16 protein-coding genes and 1 tRNA gene are annotated in these 20,070 nt (G+C 58.0%); 8 read left to right on the top strand and 9 right to left on the bottom strand.

Annotation, left to right across the window (positions count from 1 at the left end; translation table 11 throughout):
- Nucleotides 1-241: 241 nt before the first annotated feature.
- Both AC1DCP_RS01715 and phoR read right to left on the bottom strand, forming a co-directional pair.
- On the bottom strand, nt 242-1,276 hold the full coding sequence (locus AC1DCP_RS01715) for a substrate-binding domain-containing protein (protein WP_003514907.1): 1,035 nt from the start codon (nt 1,274-1,276) through the stop codon (nt 242-244).
- A gap of 195 nt (nt 1,277-1,471) precedes the next feature.
- Complete coding sequence (gene phoR / locus AC1DCP_RS01710) at nt 1,472-2,731, bottom strand: phosphate regulon sensor histidine kinase PhoR (protein ID WP_046205579.1); 1,260 nt, start codon at nt 2,729-2,731, stop codon at nt 1,472-1,474.
- 240 nt (nt 2,732-2,971) lie between these two features.
- On the opposite strand from phoR, the gene ppk2 reads away from it, so the two are divergent.
- The gene (gene ppk2 / locus AC1DCP_RS01705; RefSeq protein WP_003514903.1) at nt 2,972-3,853 is read left to right on the top strand and encodes a polyphosphate kinase 2; all 882 of its coding nucleotides are present in this window, start codon (nt 2,972-2,974) and stop codon (nt 3,851-3,853) included.
- A 61-nt stretch (nt 3,854-3,914) separates the two neighbouring features.
- Here ppk2 and AC1DCP_RS01700 read toward each other — a convergent pair whose 3' ends face one another.
- Nucleotides 3,915-5,060 carry a hypothetical protein gene (locus tag AC1DCP_RS01700; RefSeq protein ID WP_065688366.1) on the bottom strand — a complete coding sequence of 382 codons (1,146 nt, stop codon included), beginning with the start codon at nt 5,058-5,060 and terminating at the stop codon, nt 3,915-3,917.
- 255 nt (nt 5,061-5,315) lie between these two features.
- Here AC1DCP_RS01700 and AC1DCP_RS01695 point away from each other — a divergent pair, with 255 nt between their 5' ends.
- The 4 genes from AC1DCP_RS01695 to AC1DCP_RS01680 all read left to right on the top strand — a co-directional run bounded on the left by AC1DCP_RS01695 (nt 5,316) and on the right by AC1DCP_RS01680 (nt 7,387).
- Complete coding sequence (locus tag AC1DCP_RS01695) at nt 5,316-6,278, top strand: NAD(P)H-dependent flavin oxidoreductase (RefSeq protein WP_065661405.1); 963 nt, start codon at nt 5,316-5,318, stop codon at nt 6,276-6,278.
- 137 nt (nt 6,279-6,415) lie between these two features.
- Nucleotides 6,416-6,491, top strand: a tRNA-Thr gene (locus AC1DCP_RS01690).
- A gap of 167 nt (nt 6,492-6,658) precedes the next feature.
- On the top strand, nt 6,659-6,817 hold the full coding sequence (locus AC1DCP_RS01685; protein WP_003514897.1) for a YqaE/Pmp3 family membrane protein: 159 nt from the start codon (nt 6,659-6,661) through the stop codon (nt 6,815-6,817).
- A 327-nt stretch (nt 6,818-7,144) separates the two neighbouring features.
- Nucleotides 7,145-7,387 (top strand): DUF982 domain-containing protein, encoded by a 243-nt coding sequence (locus tag AC1DCP_RS01680; protein ID WP_003514896.1) that lies wholly within the window; start codon nt 7,145-7,147, stop codon nt 7,385-7,387.
- Between the two features lie 72 nt (nt 7,388-7,459).
- On the opposite strand, the gene AC1DCP_RS01675 is transcribed toward AC1DCP_RS01680, so the two are convergent.
- The 6 genes from AC1DCP_RS01675 to AC1DCP_RS01650 form a co-directional block, all read right to left on the bottom strand.
- Complete coding sequence (locus AC1DCP_RS01675) at nt 7,460-7,846, bottom strand: PRC-barrel domain-containing protein (protein WP_476774115.1); 387 nt, start codon at nt 7,844-7,846, stop codon at nt 7,460-7,462.
- A 127-nt stretch (nt 7,847-7,973) separates the two neighbouring features.
- The gene (locus AC1DCP_RS01670; protein WP_003514892.1) at nt 7,974-8,855 is read right to left on the bottom strand and encodes a helix-turn-helix transcriptional regulator; all 882 of its coding nucleotides are present in this window, start codon (nt 8,853-8,855) and stop codon (nt 7,974-7,976) included.
- A 102-nt stretch (nt 8,856-8,957) separates the two neighbouring features.
- Complete coding sequence (locus AC1DCP_RS01665) at nt 8,958-11,147, bottom strand: TonB-dependent siderophore receptor (protein WP_081308559.1); 2,190 nt, start codon at nt 11,145-11,147, stop codon at nt 8,958-8,960.
- 172 nt (nt 11,148-11,319) lie between these two features.
- Entirely contained in the window at nt 11,320-12,996 is a 1,677-nt protein-coding gene (locus AC1DCP_RS01660) for an ABC transporter permease (protein WP_026330643.1), read from the bottom strand.
- Nucleotides 12,997-13,069: 73 nt separating this feature from the next.
- Complete coding sequence (locus AC1DCP_RS01655; RefSeq protein WP_065688368.1) at nt 13,070-14,086, bottom strand: extracellular solute-binding protein; 1,017 nt, start codon at nt 14,084-14,086, stop codon at nt 13,070-13,072.
- A 154-nt stretch (nt 14,087-14,240) separates the two neighbouring features.
- Nucleotides 14,241-15,290 carry an ABC transporter ATP-binding protein gene (locus AC1DCP_RS01650; RefSeq protein WP_013635410.1) on the bottom strand — a complete coding sequence of 350 codons (1,050 nt, stop codon included), beginning with the start codon at nt 15,288-15,290 and terminating at the stop codon, nt 14,241-14,243.
- A gap of 353 nt (nt 15,291-15,643) precedes the next feature.
- Between AC1DCP_RS01650 and AC1DCP_RS01645 the strand changes: the two genes are divergently transcribed.
- From AC1DCP_RS01645 to AC1DCP_RS01635, 3 genes are all read left to right on the top strand, one after another.
- Entirely contained in the window at nt 15,644-17,356 is a 1,713-nt protein-coding gene (locus tag AC1DCP_RS01645) for a long-chain fatty acid--CoA ligase (RefSeq protein WP_003514883.1), read from the top strand.
- A 127-nt stretch (nt 17,357-17,483) separates the two neighbouring features.
- Nucleotides 17,484-19,109 (top strand): glucose-6-phosphate isomerase, encoded by a 1,626-nt coding sequence (gene pgi, locus AC1DCP_RS01640; RefSeq protein WP_013635408.1) that lies wholly within the window; start codon nt 17,484-17,486, stop codon nt 19,107-19,109.
- A gap of 90 nt (nt 19,110-19,199) precedes the next feature.
- The gene (locus tag AC1DCP_RS01635; RefSeq protein WP_013635407.1) at nt 19,200-20,069 is read left to right on the top strand and encodes an ornithine carbamoyltransferase; all 870 of its coding nucleotides are present in this window, start codon (nt 19,200-19,202) and stop codon (nt 20,067-20,069) included.
- The last annotated feature ends 1 nt before the right edge of the window (nt 20,070 follow it).

The raw sequence follows: 20,070 nt of genomic DNA, 5'->3' as shown, positions 1-20,070 counted from the left end.
GCGATATCGGGCAAATCAAAAAGTCATCAAAACGAGACCGCTGGACCATCCAGAGATGCTTGCCGCCTGACTGTAACAAAGTCTGGCAAGCGTCAAGGTTGATACATCCTATCCATCTGTAATCCATCAACAATTATGTGGACGGCGATGGATGGGAACTGTCAACCGGAGACAGCCGCCTTAAGCACAACGGTACCGGAGCGGAGAGAGGGGTGCGGCAGGCCGCACCCCTCCTTGTTTATTACATCGAAGCGCCGGCAGCGAACTTGGAGCGAATTTCTTCGCGTTCTTTTTCCGGAGCGGCAACGAGGCCGTAGTTTGCGAGCGGGGAGTCGGGGCCGATCATTTCGTCAGAAACGAAGAACTCGACATATTCCTTGAGGCCCGGGATAACGCCCAGGTGAGCCTTCTTCACGTAGAAGAACAGCGGGCGCGAAACCGGGTACTTGCCGCTGGCAACGGTTTCCGTGGACGGAACAACGCCGCTGACGGTCGCAACTTTCAGGCGGTCAGCGTTGTTCTCGTAAAATGCCAGGCCGAAAACGCCGAGGCCGGTCTTGTTGGCGTCGATGCGGGCAAGCGTCTCGGTGTAGTCGCCGTCGATGTCGACTGCAGCGCCGTCCTTGCGAACTGCAACGCACTTGGCAGCAGCCTGCTTGGCGTCGGTGATCAGCGCCTTGATGGCGTCGGTCGCCTTGGCTTCCTTGCAGCCGTCAGCCATGATCTTCTCTTCGAAGACTTCGCGTGTGCCGTGCTTGGAACCCGGAATGTAAGCGGCGATCGCTACATCAGGCAGTTCCTTGTTGATTTCCGACCACTTCTTGTAAGGGTTGGCAACGAGCTTGCCGTCCTTGACGATTTCAGCGGCGAGCGCGAGGTACAGATCCTTCGGCTCGAGCTTGATGTCCTTGTTGGAAGAGTCCATTGCGAAGACGATGCCGTCGTAGCCGATCTTCACTTCCTGAACGTCGGCAACGCCAGCGGCCTTACAAGCGGCAAGTTCGTCGCTCTTGATCGGGCGCGAAGCGTTTGCAATGTCGATGGTGCCTTCGCCGACGCCGGAGCAGAACGCCTTCAGACCGCCGCCCGTGCCGCCAGACTCAACAACCGGAGCCTTGAAGTTCGGGAAAGTCTCAGCAAAAGTTTCGGCAACGATCTTGGCATAGGGCAGAACCGTGGAGGAACCAGCAACCTGGATCTGGTCGCGAGCAGCGGCGGCGCCAGCGAAGGCGACAGAAGCCACCAGAGCTGCTGCGGAAAATTTAACGAAGTTCATTTGTCTCTCCCGTCGTGGGCTTGTTTGTGGACGCAGCCGATAGCGGCAGACGCTCTTAGCATGCGCTCGGCGGTCTCTTCTTAACCACCGTAACCACTTCCTTTTATGTCACTTCGGTGAAAGATTTGTGACAGCCTAAATTATTGATTTTATTTATAAAATTTTTCGAAGCTAAAGACTGTAACGTACTCTATGTCAGAATCTGACGGTAAAGTCCGTGCCATTGCCCAGTTCCGATTTAATGATGAGGCGGGCGCGGTGGCGGGTGAGGATGTGCTTGACGATGGCAAGCCCGAGGCCGGTCCCTTTTTTGGAGCGACTGTCAGCGACACTGACGCGGTAAAACCGTTCCGTCAGACGCGGCACATGTTCGGCAGGAATGCCCGGCCCCTTGTCAATGACGCTCACCTCCACCGGCTTACCGGGTTCGGCACGCAGCCAGACATCCACGACCTTGCCTTCCTGGCCATATTTACAAGCATTTTCAACGAGGTTCTGAAACACTTGCACCAGCTCGTCGCGGTCGCCCTGCACTTCTGCCGGCCGGTCGGGCAGATGCAGCGTAATAACCACATCCAGCTCGTTGGCGAGCGGCAGCAGCGCATCCCGGACATGGCCGATGACTGGGACGAGATCGACCTTCTGGTCCGGCGCAATATTCGCCCGCAATTCCAGCCTCGAAAGCGACATGAGGTCATCCACCAGCCTGCTCATGCGTGTGGCCTGATCCAGCATGATGGCGAGGAAACGTTCCTGCGCTTTGGGGTCGTTGCGGGCCGGCCCCTGCATGGTTTCGATGAAACCGCGCAGCGAGGCGAGCGGGGTGCGCAATTCATGGCTTGCATTGGCGACGAAGTCGCTGCGCATGCGGTCGATGCGGCGAAGCTCCGAAACATCGCGGAACGACAGGATGTAGAACGGTGGACCCGCTGCCTCTCCCGCATCCGCCCGGGCAATGCGGACGATGAAGACCCGCTCTGAGGGAAAACGCTCGGAATGCTCGACCTGGTTGGGCTGGCCGGTGGTGATGGTCTCGCGAATGACATCCAGCAAGCCCGGCGAACGCAGCCGGGCGGAAATATGCGCGCCGGCCGGAAGCTGGCCAAAGGCGCGTTCCGCCGCGCCGTTCTGATAAAGCACGCCTGCGTTTTTATCGAGGATGAAGACCGGCGTATCCAGAACGGCCAGACCCGCCCTCACCCCGGAAATGACGTTTTCGCCGGGCACATCAGGCTCTTCCGCCTCAGCAGCTGCGGTTTCATCCTTAGCCGGCTCCTCCGGCTTTTGCCGAGCGGTCAAAATAGCGATGACGGCACAGAGCCACAGGACGGCGGGCATATAGGGCGTTTGCAACTCAGAAACGGCAGCGACGGCAAGCATGCTGACGACGAGAACAGGCAACCAGTTTCGGCCAAGCTTTTTCGCAAAAAGCTTCAATCCACTCTCGCCTTTCATGACTGCCATTTCAGCACACTTTCCACTTTCACCTGACAGCGCATCGGAGTCTCATAGGCCAGCTTCATGACAGAGATTCATCATCGCGTATTTTCCACAGCGTATATGCGCAAAATCTGCGCCGCAATCGTCACTGCGGTAGCACTCCGGCTAACCAATCCTCTTTCACTTGAATTATGCGGGTGGATATGAACTCATTGGCAGCGAGTTGCCTTTACACAACAACATCAGGAGGAAAGCATGGGCGAAGAAACGAAGAAGCGATCGGTGGAGATCACCATTGGCGGCAAGCTGCGCAGCTTCGACATCGACGATCCGGTTCTTCCCGACTGGGTGGAGGAGAAGAAGCTTTCCGCCGGAGATTTTCCTTACGACAAAAAGATGAAGCGGGAGGAATACGACGCCACCCTCGAGGCGCTGCAGGTTGAGCTGGTCAAGGTGCAGTTCTGGCTGCAGGCCACCGGCAAACGGGTGATGGCTGTCTTCGAAGGACGCGATGCCGCCGGAAAGGGCGGCGCGATCTTTGCGGCCCACGCTTACCTCAACCCCCGCTATGCCCGTGTCGTGGCGCTGACCAAACCAACCGAGACCGAGCGTGGCCAATGGTATTTCCAGCGCTATATCTCGCATTTCCCGACGGCTGGAGAATTCGTCCTCTTCGACCGTTCCTGGTATAACCGCGCCGGGGTGGAGCCTGTTATGGGCTTCTGCACCCCGGAAGAGCACAAGCGCTTTCTCAAGGAAACACCACGCCTCGAAAAGATGCTGGTCCATGAGGGTGTTCATCTGTTCAAGTTCTGGCTTGATATCGGCCGCGAAACGCAGATCGAGCGCTTCCATGACCGTCGCCACAGCCCGCTGAAATGCTGGAAGCTTTCCGACATGGATATCGCCGCGCTGACGAAGTGGGACGACTACACACAAAAGCGCGACGAGATGCTGGAAAAGACCCACACCGATGTCGCCCCGTGGACGGTGGTGCGCGCCAACGACAAACGCCGTGCGAGGGTGAACCTCATTCGCCACATCCTCAATACGCTTGACTACGACGGCAAGGACAAAAAGGCGATTGGCGAAATCGACGACAAGATCCTTGGATCAGGACCGGGTTTTCTGAAATAAGACTGGGAGACGTCAACAAGCGCCCCGGCTGCGGCGCTTGTTCCCTCTTCTTGCTGGATTCTTACTGACCCGGCAAAATGCGCACGGAGTACAGGTTCACCGGGCGGGCATTGCCATCGATATCGCTGTTGATGAAGATCTTGCCGGGCGCATTCGGGGCAAGCGAACGCTCGAACGTCGTGTTCAGCAGCATATCCGCACGCTCGGCCGTTGCCGTGAAACGGTGACGGGAGCAATCGCCCAACGTGGCGAAATCGCATGCTACGGAAACCTGAGTTTGCCGATCGCTGGAGGATTGCAGCGTGATCGAGATGGTCGAGGATTTACCCGCCATGTCGCGCATCACTTCCACCGGAACCTCGACGCTGATTGCGCCGTCCTGAGAGACGCTTCTCGACGTCACCCGTATCGCCTTGCCGGCGGGTGTGGCGATGTTCTCGACACTGGCGCGGGAGCCTGCCGAAACTCCGGAACTGCCGCGCTCCGCATTAAATACTTCCACCCAGTCGTCGGAAAAACCGCGGCCGGCGGAAAGGCTCGGCGCGGGCTCGGTACCGTTGAAGTCCTCCGCCTGGACTTGTGCCGGCGGATTGGGCACGCTGGTATCGCGCTGCTCCGGCGTGAGCAGCAGGCCGGAGGAATAGACCCACCAGGCGCCGAAACCTACAAAGGCAAGCAGTGTCACGAGCATGAAAAGCCGGGCGAAAAGTCCGCGACGCTTGCGGCGGCCAACGGCACCTTCCGGACGAAACGCGAGCGAGGCGTCACCTGCGCTGGAGCCTCTCCTTGGCGGTTTTCCACTACGACGTCCAGCACTCAGCGGTTCCGGAGCCGCAGCGGCGCCCGGCCGCACATCGCGCGTTTCGCCACGCAATTCCGGCTCGACGGCCATATCGCCGTGATGCTGCGATTGTGAGACGGGATCGACCGAGGGGCCGTCATGCGCCGCACTTTCCGGCACAGGCGGCCGCAACTGCTGCTCCACCCTGTCCAGAAGACGGTTCCGCTCTTCGTTCTCTATAACATGGATCAGGCTTTCGAGCCGCTGGCGCTGCTGGCCCACAATCTGCGGGTCGTCTATGCCCTGCTTGCGCAGGCCCGCTTCCAGTGCCTGACGGGACGATTGGTAAATTCGTGCACGAACTTCGGCGTTCGATCTGTCCGATTTTTCCAGAGCATTTCTGATTGCCGTTTCCAGTCCGCTCACGACCGATCCTTATTCTACTGCTCTTCGCAAAAAATATGTGGCAGTGCGCCATTGGTTTACGATTCGGTAACGGCTATGCCGCGCCTCCGCAAGCATCGTTTGCGATAAAGACCGGATTGCCTTGGGGAAAATCGATCCATTGTGGCGCTGCGAGCGCAGGTCCGGCGGGCCAGTGCGACGCTGTTTTCGCTTTCAATCCGCCACCGAACACGATATTGACTTACGTGCGCGTAAACGTAATCCGTGGGAGGAGACATGCTGCCGTCCGTGCTGAAAGACAATCTGCGTCTTCCGGTCATAGCGTCACCGCTATTCATTATTTCGCATCCGCAATTGACGCTGGCGCAATGCAAGGCGGGCGTCATCGGCGCTTTCCCGGCGCTGAATGCGCGGCCCGAAAGCCAGCTGGACGAATGGCTGGCAATGATCACCGAGGAGCTGGCCGCCCACAACAGGGCCAACCCCGAGCGCCCGGCCGCTCCTTTCGCCGTCAACCAGATCGTACATATGTCCAACCGGCGGCTGGAACACGATCTCGGCCTCTGCGTCAAATACAAGGTGCCGGTGGTGATTTCCTCGCTTGGTGCAGTACCGGAAGTCAATGCGGCCGTGCATTCCTATGGCGGTATCGTGCTGCATGATGTCATCAACGATCGCCACGCCCGCTCCGCCATCCGCAAGGGCGCGGACGGGCTGATTGCAGTGGCAACGGGTGCCGGCGGACATGCGGGCACGCTTTCGCCCTTCGCCCTGGTTCAGGAAATCCGCGAATGGTTTGATGGCCCCCTGCTGCTGGCTGGCGCCATCGCCAATGGCGGCTCCATCCTTGCGGCGCAGGCCATGGGCGCGGATATGGCCTATATAGGCTCCCCCTTCATCGCGACGCAGGAAGCCCGGGCCTCCGACGCTTACAAGCAGGCGATCGTGGAGGCACAGGCCAAGGACATCGTTTATTCGAACTATTTCACGGGCGTACACGGCAACTACCTGAAAAGCTCGATCGTCGCCTCAGGCATGGACCCCGACAACCTGCCGGAAGCGGACCCTTCCAAGATGGACTTCGAAACCGCCACCGGCGGCGCAAAGGCCTGGAAGGATATCTGGGGCGCCGGACAAGGCATCGGCGCGGTCAAGGTGGTGGAGCCGGTGGCTGACCTCGTCGATCGGCTGGTACGCGAGTATGAGGCAGCCAGACAGCGCATCTGCGCGAGAGGCTGAGGCCACCTATAAACAACGGGCAGGCAAAGCTTTTTTTCGGATTTTTCGAAACCCGCGCATTCAAGGCTTGAAATCCGTCAGCATTGCCTGTATCAGCCCGCCATGAAGCTGATCCGTAACAAACGGGTCACAATCGGGCCGCTTTAGCTCAGTTGGTAGAGCACGTCATTCGTAATGACGGGGTCACGTGTTCGAGTCACGTAAGCGGCACCATTTCTTCCTAAAAAATTCATTTCCGACATCGAGTTGTCTTTGGCGCGGCGTTGTCCACTGGCGGAAATCGTCATTTGGCGCTGCTGCTGCAATCATAAAACCTTTGAAACCAAACGGGCGTCCGCACGTTGAGCAGCAAGTCGCAATCAAATGGAAAGCCTGCCATCGTGGATGTCCTTCGTATTCTTATCGCCATCATTCTTCCGCCGGTTGGCGTGTTTCTCCAGGTCGGACTTGGCCTGCATTTCTGGTTGAATATCCTGCTCACGCTTTGCGGCTACATTCCCGGCATCATTCACGCGATCTGGGTGATCCTGCGCAAATGAAATTTGCGCGGCATATGACGGGACAACCATCAGATGCGCACAATATTTTAGTACGTGATTAAATTCGTAATGCCGACTGGAACCTCATCTTCTCCCTCACGTTATGGTGATGACACCAGCTAAGGAGAAAATCATGAACCAGATCATCTACATCGTGGGCCTCGTCGTCATCGTTCTGGCGATTCTTTCGTTTTTCGGCTTTCGTTGATCACCGTTGTCAATTCGATCGCTTGCGCTTATTCTAATCAGCGGTAACACACGGCTGCGTTCATGGGTTGCTTTGCTGTCGGGTGTATTTCGGGATCGCGTTGCTCTGGGAGGTGCACGATGAAGAACGAGAGATGGACAGAGCCTGTCGAGGTCAATCTCGAGGCGAAGGGCAAAAGCGTTATCGCCGGCCCGTTCGAGGCACTGATGTTATTGACGGAAGGCTGGCCCAAAATTCGCGGATTGAGTTTCGTGAGAGCCAGAAGCGCCTGCCGCGCTGCGCTTGATGGACGCAAATCGCCGGAGGAAGCGCGCAAGTGCTTTACCGATGCGGTTTCCGAGATGCAGAAAAATCCGCACTGACCATATTCAGACGACAAATGGCCCCTCGAAAGGGGCCATTTTCATGCTTGCTATATTTCGTTCGATCTACATCTAGTAAGGTGCGACGCCGTAGTAGTCGTAAACCTTGCGGTCTCGCGCATGCAGCAGGTCATCGTCGTCGAGGTTGGCGAAGTGAGGCGCATTTTCGATCTGCTCTTTGGTAAGATCGATGCGATAGCCGTCAAGCTCTTCGTCATAATGCAACTTTTCCCACGGCAGCGGATAATAGTCGTCGCCGATTCCGAAAAAGCCACCGAAGCTCAAAACCGCATAAGCGACACGGCCGCCGCGTTTTTCCAGAATGATACGCTGGATCGAGCCGATATGCTTGCCATCGGCGCCATAGACGCGCGTGCCTTCAACCTTGTCGCTGGCGATCAGGCTCGGTGTATCCTTTACGTAAGGGTCCTGCCCGGCACGGGGTTCTTGATGCAACATAACGTCTTTCCTCCTTGGTTTTTCCTCGTGAGTATTACGCCTGGTAAACCCCTCCGCCGGAAATTCGTTCCGAAGCTTTTCGCGCGCTGCGGACTGAAGACGCGGATCAGGAGGCGCGGAAAAAGCCCTATTGGCGGATTTTTTGCCAGACGGAAGGAGAAACGCCGACCATTTTACGGAAGACGCGGGAAAAATGCGCCTGATCCGAAAACCCGGCTGCGATGGCGATGTCGGTCAGCGCCATGTCGGTTCGCATCATCAGGTCCTTGACCCGATCGATACGCGCCTGCATCTGCCATTGATGCGGCGGTACGCCTGTCGACGCCTTGAAGGCGTGGCTGAAATGGGATTGCGACAGGTTGGTGAGTTCTGCCAGTTCCTCCAGCCTTATCGACCGCAGGCAATGTTCGCGAATGTAATCGGTCGCCGCCCTCAACTGCCAGGAGGCCAGCTTGCTGCGTTTTTTGACCGGCTCCCGCTTCACCTTGAGGAAATCCGTCAACAGCGCCAGCACGAGGCTTTCGCCGTATAGATCGTGCAAAGGGTCTGGATTATCACATTCGGCGGCGATCAGCCGCGCAAGCACCAGCAGGCGCTCATCCTCGAACATCAGGTGCGGATCGAGCAACCCGTGCGGATCGAACCCCTGCACCAGCCGCGCCCCCAGCAATCCCGCATCGAAGTGCAGATCGAGATGGCGCACGAAGGAAACATTGCTGAGTTCCGCATGTACATCCAGGTCGGCCGGTACGAAGGAAATGCGGTTCGCTTCGGATGACGCGTAATTGTCGCGGCGGCTACGGTTCATCATGAACCGGCCATCATCCGTCCCATCCATATCGAGCAGGAAAACGAAACGCGGGTCCTTGCCGACATAGCGGCCACCCGCCTTCGATGCGCAACGCACGTCCCAGAGATCGGCGACGATGCCGTTCCACACCCGCGAGCGTGGGCCGCCGATGACGGCAAAGCCCTCGATCTCATTTTCCATCCGAACGCGGAAAGCCATGGCCTCTCGATCCCGCAAGGCGCAAAGGCGCCCCTATAAACATGATAAGATTATTCATGTTTATAGGGGCAAACTATTTTTCCCGCAACTACTAGCTACCCGTTACCACTTCTTGGAAAGCTTGAAGGTGATGGTGCGGCTGTCACCCCAGCCGCAAACCGAGACGCCGGCGCAACTCTTGACGTATTCCTTGTCGAAGACATTCGCGACGTTGACGGATGCCGTCCAGTCGTTCTTCTCGTAGCGGATCGCGGCATCGAAGACCGCAGCATCCGGAACACGCAGCGTGTTTGCCGCATCTGCCCAGGACTTGCCCTGATAACGCACGCCGCCGCCAATGCTGAGGCCTTCAAACGTATCATCGGTGAAGGCGTAATCCACCCAAAGCGACGCGGTGTGAGCAGGCACGATCCACGGCGATTTGCCGATCAGGTTAGGATTGGCGTCCTTGGTGATATCGAGATCGGTATAGGAATAGGAGGCAATGGTTTTCCAGTTGTCGGTGAGATTGGCCTTCGCCTCCAGCTCAAAGCCGGTAGACTCCACCTGTCCGAACTGGCCGCTCGTCGTTACGCCGCCGGCGGTATAGGAAACGATGGCGTTGTCCTTAACAAGCTTGAAGACAGAGGCGGTGATGCTGCCATCGAAGAAGGTCGGCTCGTATTTGATACCGGCCTCGAACTGATGTCCTTCCTCGGGTACGGCGGAGCTGCCGTCCGCAAGTGTATCGATGAGCGGATTGAAGAAGGTGGCCGCCGAGACATAGGGCGTCAGGCCATTGTCGAATTCATAGGCAAGACCGGCGCGACCGCTCAGCGCATCGTCATTTGAGCGGCGAGACACACCCGCTGGCAGCCTGTTGTTCAGTTCGGTAGCGACGTAATCGTAGCGCCCGTTCAGCGTTACCAGCCAGCCATCGCCGAAACGCAGCTGGTCCTGTGCATAGATGCCGATCTGCTGCTGCGTCACGACGTTATTGGAGTAGACGAAATTCGTTCCCTGCGTCGAACCATAGACCGGGTTGAGCGCACCGATCGCATTCGATCCGCAGCACGCCTGCACCTGATCCAGCTTGTAGTATTTATAATCGAGACCGAAGAGCAACGAATGGCTGACAGCACCGGTATCGAACTGGCCTTCGACGCGGTTGTCGACGCCGAAACTGTCGACCTTCGACAGGCCGTCATAACCAAAGCGGGTCAGCATATAGTCATTGGTGCTGGCATCGAGGATTGGCTGGCCATTGGCGTCGGTATTGGCCCAGCCGCCCGCATAGGGTCCGGTTTCGTGCTTGTAGAGGTGGCCGTAGCGGGCGTTTTGGCTGATCTTCCAGCCATTGTCGAATTCGTGGCTGACTTCGTAACCCACCATGGACTGGTAGACGCGACCATTGTCGATATCAGGCTCGCCATAAAAGGCCTTGCGGTCGAGCTTGCCGAAAGGTGCGTCAACCACAGTGCCTACATAGGGCAGGAAGCCATTACCGACATGGACCTGATCCAGCGCCGAGAAATAGCCGTAGAGCGTGGCACTGGTCTGAGCATCCGGCTCGAAGGTGATCTGCGGCATGATGAAGCCACGCAGATCCTCGGAGTAGTCGGTGTAATTATCGCCGCCCGAGACCTTGCCAGTGACGCGGTATTTCCACACGCCCTCACCGTCAACCTTGTCGCCGAGATCAAAACCGAAGAAGGCATTGCCGAAATTGTTGATGCCGATTTCCGTTTCGCGGACTGGCTCATCCTGCGGGCGCTTGCGAACCATCTGCACGATGCCGCCGGGATTGGCGCCGCCGTAGAGCACCGAAGCCGGTCCCTTCAGCACCTCCACCCGCTCCAAACCATAGGCATCCATCTGGAAACCGCCGAAACCGTAGCTGAACAGGTTCAGCCCATCCAGAAACACGCCGGTCTGGGTTGCCTGGAAACCGCGAATGTAAAACCAGTCCGTATCCGGATCGGTGCCGAAAGGCTCCGCTGTTACGCCGGGCGTGTAGCGCAGTACCTCGTCGATCTTGGTCACGACACCGCGGTCATCCATTTCCTTGCGGCCGACGACCGATACGGACTGGGGAATGTCCTTCGTTTCCGTCTCAGTTTTCGAACCCGTCGCGCTTTTCTTCGCAACGTACCCCCGGACCGGACCAGTGGCGTTTTCCGCGCCCTGCCCCTCGACGGTGATCTCCCGCAGGACGGTCGTCTGCTGTGCGTGACCTACCAATGGCGCCATCAAAACAATGGCAGCCGTTCCCAAAGCCAGGCGGCCCAAAAACATCTCATGCAAATTTTTCAAGATATGCCCCGAAACAGATCACGGCCGACGTTTATATACGGCAGGCCGCAGCACCTCAATTAAGCTGAGTATTTACATCAGGATTAAGGCCGGATGCTTGTCGTTTTCTGGGGAGATTTGAAGCTTATTGGCTTCTCGCACAGTTTTGCGCCTGTCATTTATGGCGCAAGCGTCAGCTCTTGCGCCGCCCGATCCTTGCAAGCTGCATGACCGGCAGGATGCCGATGACGACGATCGCCAGTGCCGCAATCGACGCTTCCTCGTAGGTGCCACGCGCCGCCTCACCGTAAAGATGGGTCGCGAAAGTCTCGAAATTCAAGGGCCGCAACAGGAGGGTGGCGGGAAGTTCCTTGACGCAATCGACGAAGATCAACAATGCGGCGGCGGCCAGCGATGCCTTTGAAAGCGGCAGATGGATCTGTCGGAATGTCTGTGTTGCGGATCGTCCCAGTGTTCGCGAAGCGTGATCGAAGGATTGCGGGATACGGCTCAGGCCGGCATCGACGCCGCCAGCCGCAATGGTGAGGAACCGCGCCGAATAGGCGTAAATCAGGGCCGCACCGCTGCCGATGAAAATGAGGCCGGTGGATATGCCGAACCAGTCGCGCATGGTCTGGTCGACAAACCGGTCGAAGCCGCCAAGCGCAATCAGTACACCTATGGCGATGACCGTGCCGGGGGCCGCGTAACCTACCGTGGAAAGCCGGTAGGACCAGAGCGAGAGGCGTCCCGGAGCAAGGCGCATCGCGTAAGCGACCGCAAGGCCGAGGACGAGGGTGATCGCCGTCGCCAGTCCGGCAAAGAGGATGGTATTCAGAGCCTCATCGGCAAAACGGGACGACAGTCCGCTGAACCGGAAACGCTTCCATGCCTCGGTGACGAGGTAGCTTGCCGGCGCCACGAAGCCGATCAGAACCGGCAGGCTGCCGAGCGCAAAGGCACCGCAAGCTTTAAGACCGGTGAGACGCACAGGCTCCAGTTCCCTGCTTTTCTGCGCCGACACGGTATAACGCTGCTTGCGCCGCGCCCATCGTTCAAATGCCACGAGGGCAACCACGATGAATAACATGGAAAGCGCGATCTGCGCCGCACCGGGCAGGTCGGATTTCGTGACCCATGTGGTATAGACCGAAACGGTGAGTGTTCGGACACCAAGGAATTCCGATGCGCCGATATCGTTCAGCGCTTCCATCAGGGCAAGGCTGATGCCGACCGCGACGGCCGGGCGCGCCAAAGGCACCGCAACCTTGAAGAAAGCCGCGCGTCTGGAAACGCCAAGCGTGCGTGCCGCTTCAAGCAGGTTGCCCGCCTGCGTGAGGAACATGGCGCGCACGGGAATATAGACATAGGGAAACAGCACGAAACCGAGCAGGATGATGCAGCCCGTCATGGACCTTATGTCCGGCAGGCGGAATTCACGCGGGCTGGAATAGCCCAGCAGCCAGCGGATCGCCCCCTGCACCGGCCCGATCGGATGCAGGATATCGAGATAGGCGTAAGCGACGATATAGGTGGGCATGGCGAGCGGCAGCAGCAGCGCCCATTCCAGTATTTTGCGGCCGGGAAAATCATAGGCCGTAACCAGCCAGGCGGCAAATGTGCCGATAACACCGGCCAGCAACCCGACGCCGAGCATCAGAACTGCGGTATCCGGCAAAGCCGTCAAAATCACGCTGGAACCGAGATGGGACCACAGGCCATCAGACCCCTGCACCGCCTGCGAGACGAGTGCCAGAACCGGCAGCATGGCGCCACAGACCGCTGCCAGAGACAGGCTCAGCCACCAGAAGGAGGATGAAAACCTTGGTCTTGCGCGGGGCATCAATGGCTGGACGGCGTCTGGATTCATGAGCTTCTTGAAAATACAGGGAAAGGCGCCCGCGGATGCGAACGCCTTCCAACTTGTTGTCGCCAATTGGCCTTTACTGGTCGAAACCGACCTTGTCGACCAGCTCGCTCGCCTGTTTGCGATGAGAGACGATCTCCGTCAGCGACTTGTTGTCAACCTTCAGGGTGCCGAAGGAGGCAACGATGTCGTTGAGTGCAGCGCCCTGCCTGACCGGATATTCGAAGTTGGCTTCGGCATACATCTTCTGGGCTTCGTCCGAAACAAGGTATTCCAGAAGCTTGACGGCTTCGGCCTTGTTCGGAGCGTTCTTGGCAACAGCCGCACCGCTGATGTTGACCTGCGTGCCACCATTCTTGAACGTCGGCAGAACGACCTTGATCGCGTCGCCCCACTTCACCTGCTCCTCGCCGCCCTTGCCCGAGCGCATCAGGCCGACATAATAGGAGTTGGCGATGCCGATATCGCAAATGCCGCCGAGGATATCCTTGGCAACGTCACGGTCACCGCCGCCTGCCTTGCGGGCCAGGTTTTCCTTGACGCCGGCAAGCCACTTTTCGGTGTCCGCTGCGCCATAGTGAGCGATGTAGTCGGCAAAGAGAGCCGTATTATAGGGATGCTGGCCGGCGCGAATGCAGATCTTGCCCTTCCACTTCGCATCTGCCAGGTCTTCATAGTTGAAGGAGGCAAGGTCGAGATCCTTCGCCGCATAGAGAACGCGGGCACGCATGGAAAGTGCGAACCAGTGGCCCTTGGCGTCGCGAAGTTCCGCCGGAATCGCCTTGTTCAGGGTTTCGGATTCAACCGGCTGGGTAACACCCTTTTCCGCGAGATCGACGAGATTGCCGGCATCCACCGTCATCAGCACGTCGGCAGGTGAGCTTGCGCCCTCGCTCAGAACGCGCTCTGCAAGGCCATCCTTGAGGAATACGGTGTTGACCTTGACACCGCTGGAGGCCGTGAAGGATTCCAGCAGGGGCTGGATCAGGGCCGGCTCTCTCGTGGTGTAGATGTTCAGTTCAGCAGCGCTGACTGATCCCGCTGCAAAGGCGACCGTGCTGGCAAGCAGGGCAAGTTTGGCAAATTTCGTCATGGTGTGTCTCCCTCTTCGATGGCGCAATATAGGGGGAGCAAACATCATACATGACGTATCAAATCAAGTTTTATTTGGCCGTTTTCAGGAGGGTTTCGATCACCAACAGTTGAAAATGGAGCGAAAATAAACATGCAAATCCACTCATTCAACTTCAGGTAAATATCAGGACACCCTTCGGATCGATGCCGAAGCGCACGGCCTTGGTCTTGGCGGGTGTGCGCTGCATCGTCCTAACGCGCAGGTCGGCTGGAAGGCCGGGAACGGCTATGCCGAGTTGTTCGATCTCGCCGAGAAACACACGACTTGATATTTCGCCGGCAATCCCGTCTTTCGCAGCGCTGTCCTCGATGATCGAAATCGCATTGGGGCGAACATAGGCGGTGGCGGCAAGACCTTCCGCCAGACCGGACGCATCGCCCAGAGGCCCGAGCGGCGTTTCCACGCGCCCCTCCCTCACCCTGCCCTCGATCTTGTTGAAGGCGCAGAAAAAATCGGCGGCGTAGCGGCTTTTGGGATGATCGTGGATTTCGTAGCCCGTGCCGCTCTGGACGATACGACCGCGCTGCATCAGCACCACACGATCGCCGGCGGAAAGCGCTTCTTCCGGATCATGGGTGACCATGATCGCCGTCGTGCCCAGTTGCCGCAGGACGCCCAGCGTTTCCTCGCGCACAGTGTCGCGCAATCCCCGGTCCAGATTGGAAAAGGGCTCATCCATCAACAGCAGGCCCGGTTGCGGGGCAAGGGCGCGGGCGAGGGCTACGCGCTGCTGCTCACCGCCCGAAAGCGTGTGGGGATAGCGCTTGGCCAACTCCTGCAGATGAACGTGCTCGATCATCTCCGCAGCCCGGCGGCGGGCCTCGGCCTTTGGCAATGACCTGAGACCAAACATCACATTCTGTTCGACGGTGAGATGCGGGAAGAGCGCATAATCCTGAAAGACGAAACCGATATTGCGCTTTTCCGGTTCCACGAAACCAGCCGGACCAGCAACGACTGCGCCATTCACGCAAACGCTGCCATGATCCGGCGTCTCCACACCCGCTATAATGCGCAGCAGGGTCGATTTTCCACAGCCGGAACGTCCCACCAGACAAATGATTTCGCCGCGTTCGACGGTCAGATCGATATCGGACAATACATCCGTATCGCCGAATCTTTTTCCGACCGATTTCAGTTCAAGCGCTGCGTTGCCTGCCATTTCCAATCCTGCCCTGCTTTGCGAATTATGTTGATCGCTCAAATCAGGATTAAAGTCAAAAGGCGGGGAAAATAGGTTTCCATTCACGAGGTTGCGAGATGTTCGGCAGGAATATTGACGTTTACGTTAGAGTTAAATAGGCTTTGCCGATACGATGGACGTCAGGTGATTAGACGTCTATCATTCGTCATCGGGGAGCGGAGGAGCAGTCGATCCGGTGACGCCACATGCGGTTCCCTCAATCCGGCCATTACGCCGGTTGATTGGGGGTCTCATGATGATCAGGCAGCTTATAGCGCCTTTCATGCGTTCCATCGAACGCACGGCGCGACAGAGACTCTGGGAGGAGAAGCATGAGTGAATTGTCCCTGGGACATCCGGAAAATGTCAGCGCAGAGAAGCGCTGGCTGGCATCCTACCCGCCGGGCGTACCTTCCGAAATCCCCGCATCCGCCAATACCTCCCTTGTCGAACTTCTCGAAAAGAGCTGCGCGAAATTTGCCGACAGGAAGGCCTTTTCCAGCATGGGAAAGTCCCTGACCTACCGGGATCTGGATATTGAAACCCGCGCGGTGGCCGCGTGGCTGCAATCCAGAGGGCTGGAAAAAGGCGACCGGGTTGCGGTGATGATGCCGAATATCCTGCAGAACCCCGTCGCCGTATACGGAATTTTGCGGGCAGGCATGATCGTGGTCAACGTCAATCCGCTCTATACGCCGCGCGAGCTGGAACACCAGCTGAAGGATTCCGGCTCAAAAGCGCTTTTCGTACTGGAGAATTTCGCCCATGTGGCGCAGCAGGCGGTGCCGAAAACCGCGGTCAGACATGTTGTCGTTGCAGCCATGGGTGATCTCCTCGGCCTCAAGGGACATATCGTCAATCTTGTGGTTCGCAAGGTGAAGAAACTGGTGCCGGCCTACGCTATTCCCGGCTCCATCAGCTTCAAGGCCGTGTTGAAGGAAGGTCAGGGATTTTCCCTGAAGGCGGTCCGCCTCCTGCCGCAGGATATCGCATTCCTGCAATATACCGGCGGAACGACGGGCATTTCCAAAGGTGCGATCCTCACCCACGCCAATCTTCTGGCCAACAAGGCCCAGATCAGCCTGTGGCTGGATGCCGCTTTCACCCAACGCAAGGACCGTCCAGAAGTCCTCAACTTCATCTGCGCGCTGCCCCTGTGCCACATCTTTGCACTGACAGTGAATTCGCTGATGGGCATCGCGCTTGGCGGCCATAACCTGCTGATCGCCAATCCACGCGATATTCCCGGCTTCGTGAAGGAGTTGTCGCATTATCGACCGCATATTTTTCCGGGTATCAATACGCTGTTCAACGCGCTGATGAACAATGAGGATTTCCGCAAGCTCGATCTGTCCTCGCTCATTCTCGTTCTCGGCGGCGGCATGGCGGTGCAGAGGCCGGTGGCCGAGCGTTGGCTTTCCATGGTCGGCTGCCCGATCGCCGAAGGTTACGGGCTATCGGAAACATCGCCCGTTGCCACCGTTAACAGACTCGATGCCACGGAATTCAGCGGCACCATCGGCCTGCCTATTTCCTCTACGGAAATCGACATTCGCGACGAGGAAGGCAAAAGCCTGCCGACCGGCGAGGTCGGCGAGATCTGCATTCGCGGGCCGCAGGTCATGGCCGGTTACTGGCAGCGGCCGGATGAAACCGCGAAAGCAATGACCGAAGACGGCTTCTTCCGTTCAGGCGACATGGGCTTCATGGACGAGCGCGGCTACACCAAGATCGTCGACCGCAAGAAGGACATGATCCTCGTTTCCGGTTTCAACGTCTATCCGAACGAGATCGAGGAAGTGGCCGCCAGCCATCCCGGCGTGTTGGAATGCGCGGCAATCGGGGTTCCCGACGAACATTCCGGCGAGACCGTCAAGCTTTTCGTCGTCAAGAAGGATCAGTCGCTGACGGAAGCGGAACTCAAGGCCTTCTGCGCCAAAAGCCTGACAAACTACAAACGGCCGAAAATCATCGAGTTCCGAACGGAGCTGCCGAAATCGAACGTCGGCAAGATCTTGCGGCGTGAGTTGCGCAATCTGAACTAAAGGACGAGAGCCGGGTGACCGGCTCTTTTCTTTTCTCCCAGTCCATTTCTTTTACCGAAGTCGCCTTGATTTGGTCGCCTGAAAAAGAATAGTTTCCTCATCCTTCCAGGAAGCCGAGGAGCACGAGATGCAGGCCACCATCGAAAAACTGAAAGCAACGGCAAGCAGCACAGCCGCAACCGATCTGCGCGCTGCTTTTGCGGCCGACGACAAACGATTCAGCCGTTTCAGCGCCAAATTCGATGACCTGCTGATGGACTATTCCAAATGCGCTATTAATGACGAAATCGTCACGCTTCTCGAACAGCTGGCGCGCGACGGTGGCGTCGAGGCAAAGCGCGAGAAGATGTTCTCCGGCAAGGCGATCAATTTCACCGAAGATCGTGCCGTGTTGCACACCGCACTGCGCAATCGCTCCAACACGCCGGTTCTCGTTGACGGCAAGGATGTGATGCCGGATGTGAACGCCGTTCTTACCGCCATGGGCAAGTTTGCCGACGCCATTCGCTCCGGTTCCCTGAAAGGTGCGACCGGCAAGAAGATCACCGACATCATCAATATCGGTATCGGCGGCTCCGATCTCGGCCCCGTCATGGCGACGCTGGCGCTTGCGCCTTTCCATGATGGTCCGCGTGCGCATTTCGTCTCCAATATCGATGGCGCGCATATTGCCGACACGCTGAAGCTCGTTGATCCCGAGACCTCGCTCTTCATCGTCGCCTCCAAAACCTTCACCACAATCGAAACGATGACGAATGCCGCGACCGCGCGCCGTTTCATTGCCGAAAAGCTGGGTGAAGAGGCTGTGAAGCACCATTTCGCCGCCGTTTCGACAGCATTGGAAAAGGTTGCCGCCTTCGGCATCGAGAGCGATCGCATCTTCGGTTTCTGGGACTGGGTTGGCGGACGTTATTCGATCTGGTCGGCTATCGGCCTGCCGCTGATGATCGCCATCGGGCCGGAGAATTTCGGAAAGTTTCTGGATGGCGCGCATGCCATGGACAAGCATTTCCGCGAGGCGCCGATCCGTGAAAACCTGCCGATGCTGCTCGGTCTCATCGGATTTTATCACCGCAACGTGCTGAACTATTCCACGCGGGCGATCCTGCCCTATGACCAGCGCCTGTCGCGTTTCCCTGCCTATCTGCAGCAACTCGACATGGAATCGAACGGCAAGGGCGTGACGATCGACGGGACACCTGTCGAAGGCCAGTCCGGCCCGGTCGTCTGGGGCGAACCCGGCACCAATGGCCAGCACGCCTTCTACCAGCTCATCCACCAGGGCACGAGCGTCATTCCGGCGGAATTCATGATCGCCGCCAACGGTTTCGAACCGGAACTGCGCCATCAGCACCAGCTTCTCATCGCCAATTGCCTGGCGCAGTCGGAAGCCCTGATGAAGGGCCGCACGCTGGCCGAAGCGAAAGCTCAGCTCACCTCCAAGGGCATGGAAGACAGCCAAGCCGATTTCATCGCGCCGCACCGCGTTTTCACCGGCAACCGCCCGTCCATTACCTTCGTCTACGACAAGCTGACGCCATTTGCGCTTGGCCGTCTGATCGCGCTCTACGAACACCGCGTCTTCGTGGAAGGCGTGCTGTTCCGCATCAACTCCTTCGACCAGTGGGGTGTGGAGCTTGGCAAGGAACTGGCAACCGGCCTGCTTCCCGTCGTTGAAGGCAAGGAAAGTGCAGCCGGCCATGACAGCTCGACACAGGGTCTGGTGAAGGTACTGTCGGGACTGGCGGGGTAAAATCCTTGCTCCCTTGATGATTACGAAAGCCGGAAGGAAACTTCCGGCTTTTTCAATTCAGCATCGATGGAACGCCGATTGGAGGCACATATGGCACTGCGGCAAGGCAAGGATTTTCTGGCGTTTCATGACCTGCCTGAAGATGCGGTGCTGTCGATCATAGACCGTGCAGGCAGTCTGGCGCAGGACTGGTCAAAGGGCACGATGCCACAGCTGCTCAAGGGAAAACGCATCGGGCTGATCGTCGACGACACCGGTTGGCGCAACACCGCTGCCTTCGATCTCGGCATTCAGGCCATGGGCGGTATTTGTGTCACCGTCCCGATCAGCTTTAATGGCCGCGAAGAAATCGCCGACCTGGCGGGCTATCTCGACAACTGGTTCGATCTAGTCATTATCCGCACGAAAGAACTCTCGACCCTCCGGGTGCTTGCGGGCGAAATGCGCGCATCCGTCATCAACGCGCGGACCAAGTCCAATCATCCCTGCGAGACGCTTGGCGATCTTGCCCACATCAAAAGCTTGAGAAGCCGGGTCGACGGTCTCAAGATCGTCGGCGTCGCGCCGGATGCCAATATTTTGCGCTCGTGGGTCGAGGCCTCGATTTCCCTGCCAATTCAGGTCACACAAGTTTACCCCGAACAATGGCACGTCACCGATGCTGCGCTCATCAACCCGAATTTCCGGGCCAGCTCTGATATGGCGGAGTTGCTGGACGCGGATGTGGTCATTACCGATTCCTGGCCCACCGGTTCGGATCATATCCTGATCGACTACCGCATATCCGCATCCCTTCTCGACAGGATGCAGCCCGAGGTGATCTTTTTACCCTGCCCACCGGTCGCCCGTGGTCAGGAAGTGACGGCAGACGCAATGACCCATCCGGCCTGTCAAAGCCGGCCCGCAAAGGCATTTCTTCTGCACGCGCAGAATGCCCTGATGGAATTTCTCCTCGCCTGAG

Source organism: Agrobacterium sp. 10T429 (assembly GCF_056393925.1).
Note: the sequence above shows the minus strand (reverse complement) of the source record. Positions and strands in the feature narration are given on the sequence as shown.

Excerpts from the sequence above, each read along its gene's own strand:
- AC1DCP_RS01670 (WP_003514892.1), bottom strand. The coding sequence starts at position 8,855 with ATGGCTTTCCGCGTTCGGATGGAAAATGAGATCGAGGGCTTTGCCGTC.
- AC1DCP_RS01660 (WP_026330643.1), bottom strand. The coding sequence starts at position 12,996 with ATGAATCCAGACGCCGTCCAGCCATTGATGCCCCGCGCAAGACCAAGG.
- AC1DCP_RS01715 (WP_003514907.1), bottom strand. The coding sequence starts at position 1,276 with ATGAACTTCGTTAAATTTTCCGCAGCAGCTCTGGTGGCTTCTGTCGCC.
- phoR (WP_046205579.1), bottom strand. The coding sequence starts at position 2,731 with ATGAAAGGCGAGAGTGGATTGAAGCTTTTTGCGAAAAAGCTTGGCCGA.
- ppk2 (WP_003514903.1), top strand. The coding sequence starts at position 2,972 with ATGGGCGAAGAAACGAAGAAGCGATCGGTGGAGATCACCATTGGCGGC.
- AC1DCP_RS01695 (WP_065661405.1), top strand. The coding sequence starts at position 5,316 with ATGCTGCCGTCCGTGCTGAAAGACAATCTGCGTCTTCCGGTCATAGCG.
- AC1DCP_RS01635 (WP_013635407.1), top strand. The coding sequence starts at position 19,200 with ATGGCACTGCGGCAAGGCAAGGATTTTCTGGCGTTTCATGACCTGCCT.
- pgi (WP_013635408.1), top strand. The coding sequence starts at position 17,484 with ATGCAGGCCACCATCGAAAAACTGAAAGCAACGGCAAGCAGCACAGCC.
- AC1DCP_RS01650 (WP_013635410.1), bottom strand. The coding sequence starts at position 15,290 with ATGGCAGGCAACGCAGCGCTTGAACTGAAATCGGTCGGAAAAAGATTC.
- AC1DCP_RS01655 (WP_065688368.1), bottom strand. The coding sequence starts at position 14,086 with ATGACGAAATTTGCCAAACTTGCCCTGCTTGCCAGCACGGTCGCCTTT.
- AC1DCP_RS01645 (WP_003514883.1), top strand. The coding sequence starts at position 15,644 with ATGAGTGAATTGTCCCTGGGACATCCGGAAAATGTCAGCGCAGAGAAG.
- AC1DCP_RS01680 (WP_003514896.1), top strand. The coding sequence starts at position 7,145 with ATGAAGAACGAGAGATGGACAGAGCCTGTCGAGGTCAATCTCGAGGCG.
- AC1DCP_RS01675 (WP_476774115.1), bottom strand. The coding sequence starts at position 7,846 with ATGTTGCATCAAGAACCCCGTGCCGGGCAGGACCCTTACGTAAAGGAT.